This window comes from Frateuria sp. (assembly GCF_013362045.1).
Lineage (GTDB): Bacteria > Pseudomonadota > Gammaproteobacteria > Xanthomonadales > Rhodanobacteraceae > Frateuria_A.
Genome location: NZ_JABFWW010000167.1, coordinates 1 through 4,403, shown reverse-complemented (window position 1 = coordinate 4,403; position 4,403 = coordinate 1). Strand labels below are relative to the sequence as shown.

The 4,403-nt window shown below is 70.2% G+C and carries 6 protein-coding genes; all 6 read left to right on the top strand.

What is annotated here, in order from left to right; genetic code table 11:
• Positions 1-53 precede the first annotated feature (53 nt).
• Positions 54-1,208, top strand: a complete 1,155-nt coding sequence (gene flhF / locus HOQ08_RS08045) for a flagellar biosynthesis protein FlhF (RefSeq protein ID WP_291193105.1) — start codon at positions 54-56, stop codon at positions 1,206-1,208.
• Positions 1,209-1,222: 14 nt separating this feature from the next.
• Positions 1,223-2,149, top strand: coding sequence for a MinD/ParA family protein (locus tag HOQ08_RS08040; RefSeq protein WP_291193103.1), 927 nt, complete (start codon positions 1,223-1,225; stop codon positions 2,147-2,149).
• Between the two features lies 1 nt (position 2,150).
• On the top strand, positions 2,151-2,921 hold the full coding sequence (locus HOQ08_RS08035) for an RNA polymerase sigma factor FliA (protein ID WP_291193101.1): 771 nt from the start codon (positions 2,151-2,153) through the stop codon (positions 2,919-2,921).
• Between the two features lie 60 nt (positions 2,922-2,981).
• The gene (locus tag HOQ08_RS08030; protein WP_291193099.1) at positions 2,982-3,389 is read left to right on the top strand and encodes a chemotaxis response regulator CheY; all 408 of its coding nucleotides are present in this window, start codon (positions 2,982-2,984) and stop codon (positions 3,387-3,389) included.
• A complete protein-coding gene (locus HOQ08_RS08025; RefSeq protein ID WP_291193097.1) occupies positions 3,386-4,027 on the top strand; it encodes a protein phosphatase CheZ in 642 nt (213 codons plus the stop codon). Before HOQ08_RS08030 ends, HOQ08_RS08025 begins: the two co-directional genes overlap by 4 nt.
• Positions 4,028-4,037: 10 nt before the next feature.
• Positions 4,038-4,403: Hpt domain-containing protein (locus tag HOQ08_RS08020; protein ID WP_291193095.1), on the top strand; the 366-nt coding region annotated here is incomplete at its 3' end.

The window sequence follows — 4,403 nt, the reverse complement described above, 5'->3', positions numbered from 1 at the left end:
CGACGCCGGTCGAGGGCACTGCAAAGGCCTCCCCCTCTCCCCAGCCCCCTTCGATGGACTCCGGGCGGGGCTCTCCCCCGGCGGGGCCGGGGGAGAGGGAGCAAAAGCTGGCCCGCCCGGAGGCGCGCGCTTCGCATGCGTCCCGCTCCCGGGCAGATGTCCGTGCGCCGGCCGGGATCCGGGACTCCGCCGATGTCGGTACCCAAGGACAGGTTCAGTCGCAATCGTCCGAGTCGCCCGCCGAGCCGACACCCGTCCATCCACTGATCGAACGCGCCGCCGCCGACACCGTGCGCATGCGCTCCGAGCTGTCCAGCCTGCGCGAGATGCTGGAGATGCAGCTCTCCAGCCTGGCCTGGAACGACATGGAGCGCCGCCAGCCGATGCACGCGCGCGTGCTGCGCGAACTGACCCGGCTGGGCATCGATGCCGACGTCGCCCGTGCGCTGGCCGATGAACTGCCCGCGCAAATGACGCCCGAGCAGGCGCGCTACCTGCCGCTGGGCATGTTGAGCCGCGGCCTGGCGGTGAGTGGCCGCGGGCGCTCGGAGGAGGGCGGCGTCACCGCGCTGGTCGGACCGACCGGCGTGGGCAAGACCACGACGCTCGCGAAACTCGCGGCCCGCGCCGTGGTGCGCCACGGCGCCTCGCAGGTCGCGCTGGTAAGCACCGACCACTACCGCATCGGCGCCGCGGCGCAGCTGGAGCACTACGGCCGCCTGCTCGGCGTGCGGGTGTACCCGGCCTACGACGCGCAGAGCCTGCGCCAGGTGCTGCAACTGCTGAAGGGTTGCCACACCGTGCTGGTCGACACCGCAGGGCTGGCCGGCCACGACCCGCGGCTGGCCGAACAGCTCGACGTGCTGGGCGACGCCGGCGAGCTGCGCGCCAGCCTGGTGCTGGCCGCCAACGCGCAGGCGCAGTCGCTGGAGGAATCGGTGCGCGCCTACCTGCCGCTGAAGCCGCACGCGGCCATCCTCACCAAACTCGACGAGGCTCCCAGCCTCGGCGGCGCGCTGTCGGTGCTGATCCGCCACCGGCTCGCGCTGGACTACACCACCGACGGCCAGCGCGTGCCCGAGGACATCGCCGCCGCCGACGCGCGGCTGCTGGTGTGCCGCGCAGCGCAGGTGCTCAAGGGCAGCGCGCCGGCCACCGACGAGGCGCTGCTGGCCGAGCGCTTCGGCGCGATGGTGGCCCAGGCATGAGCGGAACCCTTGCAATGAACCAGGCGTGGGGCTTGAAAGACATGTTCAACGCGATCACGGGCGAACGCGACAAGGTTCCGCCCGCACCGCACCGGCCGCACCAGGCGGCCAACGCAGGCGCACCCCGCCGCCGCTGCCGCGCGATCGCGGTGGCCGGCGGCAAGGGCGGGGTGGGCAAGACCACCGTGGCGGTCAACTTAGGCATGAGCCTGGCGATGGCCGGCCGCGACGTGATGCTGCTGGACGCCGACATGGGCCTGGCCAACGTCGACGTGCTGCTCGGCCTGGCGCCGTCGCGGCACCTTGGCCACCTGCTCGATGGCACGGCCACGCTGGAGGAGCTGGTGCTGGAAGCCCCGCACGGGCTGAAGGTGATTCCCGGCGGCTCCGGCGCGCGGCGCCTGGCTCAGCTGGGCAACGGCGAGCACGCCGCGGTGATCCGCGCCTTCGACGAGCTGCCCAGGCCGCCGGACTACCTGCTGGTGGACACCGCCGCGGGGCTTTCGGACAACGTGGCGATGTTCGCCGCCGCCGCCGACGACGTGGTGCTGGTGGTGTGCGACGAGCCCGCTTCGCTCACCGACGCGTATGCGCTGGTCAAGGTGCTGAGCCGCGACTTCGGCGTGCGCCGCTTCCGCTTCGTGGCCAACCTGGTGCGCAACGCAGGCGAGGCCCGCGCGCTGCACCAGAAGCTGGCCAAGGTGAGCGACCGCTTCCTCGACGTGGTGCTCGATTTCCTCGGCATGGTCCCGCAGGACGAGCGCCTCAGGCAGGCGATCCGCCGCCAGAACGCGGTGGTGGATCTGTGGCCGGCCGCGCGATCGTCGCAGGCATTCAAGCAATTGGCAGGTGCGGTCGATAACTGGGAAGAACCCGCGCGCGCGGGCCTGGACCGCATCGCCTTCTTCGGCGGCCAGACCGTACCGGTTGCGGGGTGGTGAGATGAGCGTGGCATCGGAATACCTCCAGCTGCAGCGACAGAGTGCCGAGGAGTTGGTGCGTCAGCACGCGCCGCTGGTGCGCCGTATTGCCTATCACCTGATGGGCCGCCTGCCGCCGAGCGTGGACGTGGGCGACCTGATCCAGTCCGGCATGATCGGCCTGCTGGAAGCCGCGCGGCACTACGCCACCGATCGCGCCGCCAGCTTCGAAACCTATGCCGGCATCCGCATCCGCGGCGCCATGCTCGACGAGCTGCGCAAGACCGACTGGACCCCGCGCTCGGTCCACCGCAAGGTGCGCGAGGTGGCCGAGGTGGTGCGCCAGATCGAGATCGAGACCGGCGCCGATGCCGAGGACGCCGAAATCATCAAGCGCCTCGGCGTCAGCGCGGAGGAGTACCACCAGGTGCTCGCCGACGCCGCCAGTGCGCGCCTGCTCAGCCTCACCGCGCCGGACGACGGCGACGGCTCGCCCGCCTTCGACGTGGCCGACCAGGCCAGCCTCGGGCCGGCCGAAAGCATCGAGCAGGACGGCCTGCGCCAGGCGCTGATCGAGGGCATCTCGACGCTGCCCGAGCGCGAGCAGCTGGTGATGTCGCTCTACTACGAGCAGGAATTGAACCTGAAGGAAATCGGCGCCGTGCTGGGCGTGACCGAGTCGCGCGTGTGCCAGATCCACGGCCAGGCGATCGTGCGCCTGCGCGCGCGGCTGGGCGACTGGCGCGACGGCGAGTCGCAACCGAAAAAGAAGAAGGCGGCGCGGCAGCAGTGACGAGACACACCGGGCCAGGAAGCGGGTGTTGGCGATAACCCTCGCAACGGAGAAAAGGCGTTGGACAAGAACATGAAGATCCTCGTGGTGGACGATTTCTCCACCATGCGGCGCATCGTCAGGAACCTGCTGGTGGAGCTGGGCTTCACCAACACCCTGATCCAGGAGGCCGACGACGGCAACAACGCGCTGACCATGCTGCGCAGCCAGCCGTTCGACCTGGTGGTCACCGACTGGAACATGCCCAACATGACCGGCATCGACCTGCTGCGCGCGATCCGCTCCGAGCCCACGCTCAAGGGCATGCCGGTGCTGATGGTCACGGCCGAGAACAACCGCGACCAGATCATCGCCGCGGCGCAGGCCGGCGTGAACGGCTACATCGTCAAGCCGTTCAACGCGGTCACGCTCAAGGAAAAGCTCGGCAAGATCTTCGAGCGCCTCGCCGCCGCGGGAGCCAGCGCATGAGCGCCGTGCTGTCTACCTTCGACCAGGGCGCGATGCCGGCGGAACTGCAGGACCTGCTCAACAGCGCCGATGGCGCCGCCTTCGAGCAGGCGCTCGACGCGCTGGTGCGCCAGCGCGAGCAGCACCTGTTCCGCGCGCTCGGCCTGCTCGCGCGCGACCTGCACGGGGCGGTCAGCCGGCTCGGCCACGACCTGGCGCAGGAAGGCGTGCCGGGCAAGGTCGCCGACGTGCGCAAGCATTTGAACGACGTGCTCGAGATGAGTGCGCAGGCGGCCCATCGCAGCATCGATTTCGCCGAGCGCATGAGCCCGGAGGCCGAAGCGCTGGCGCAGAGCGCCGAGCAGGTCGTGGCCACCGCCCATCCAGGCCAGCCGGCCGCCGTGCTGGCCAGCCAGGCCGTGGCGTTCGCCTCCAATTGCCGCGAAGGCCTCAACGACATGGTGATGGCGCAGTCCTGGCAGGACCTGTCCGGCCAGCGCATCAAGAAGGTCGTCAACTTCATCGAGTCGGTCGAATCCTCGCTGCTGGAACTGGTGCACCTCACCGGTGCGCTGGCCGGCCGCGAGCCGCCCCCGGTGGTGGAGAAGATCTCCGGCCAGGACGAGGCGGACCGCCTGCTCTCCGAATTCGGATTCTGAGCGGAGCCGGATGAGCATGGACCCCTCGCTCGACGCCGAATTGCGCGACGACTTCCTGGTCGAGGCCGGTGAACTGGTCGAGCGCCTGTCCGAGCAACTGGTCGAGCTGGAGGCCAATCCGCGCGAGGCCGAGCTGCTCAACGCGGTGTTCCGCGCCTTCCACACGGTCAAGGGAGGAGCCGGCTTTCTCGCCATCGAGCCGATGGTGCAGCTGTGCCATCACGCCGAGGATCTGCTCAACGCCGCGCGCAACGGCGCGCTGGTGCTGGACTCGGGACAGATGGACGCGTTGCTGGAAGCGCTGGACCTGCTCAACGCGATGATGGATGCGCTGCGCAGCGGCGCGTCCATGGCGATGCCGCCGCCGGCGCTGCTG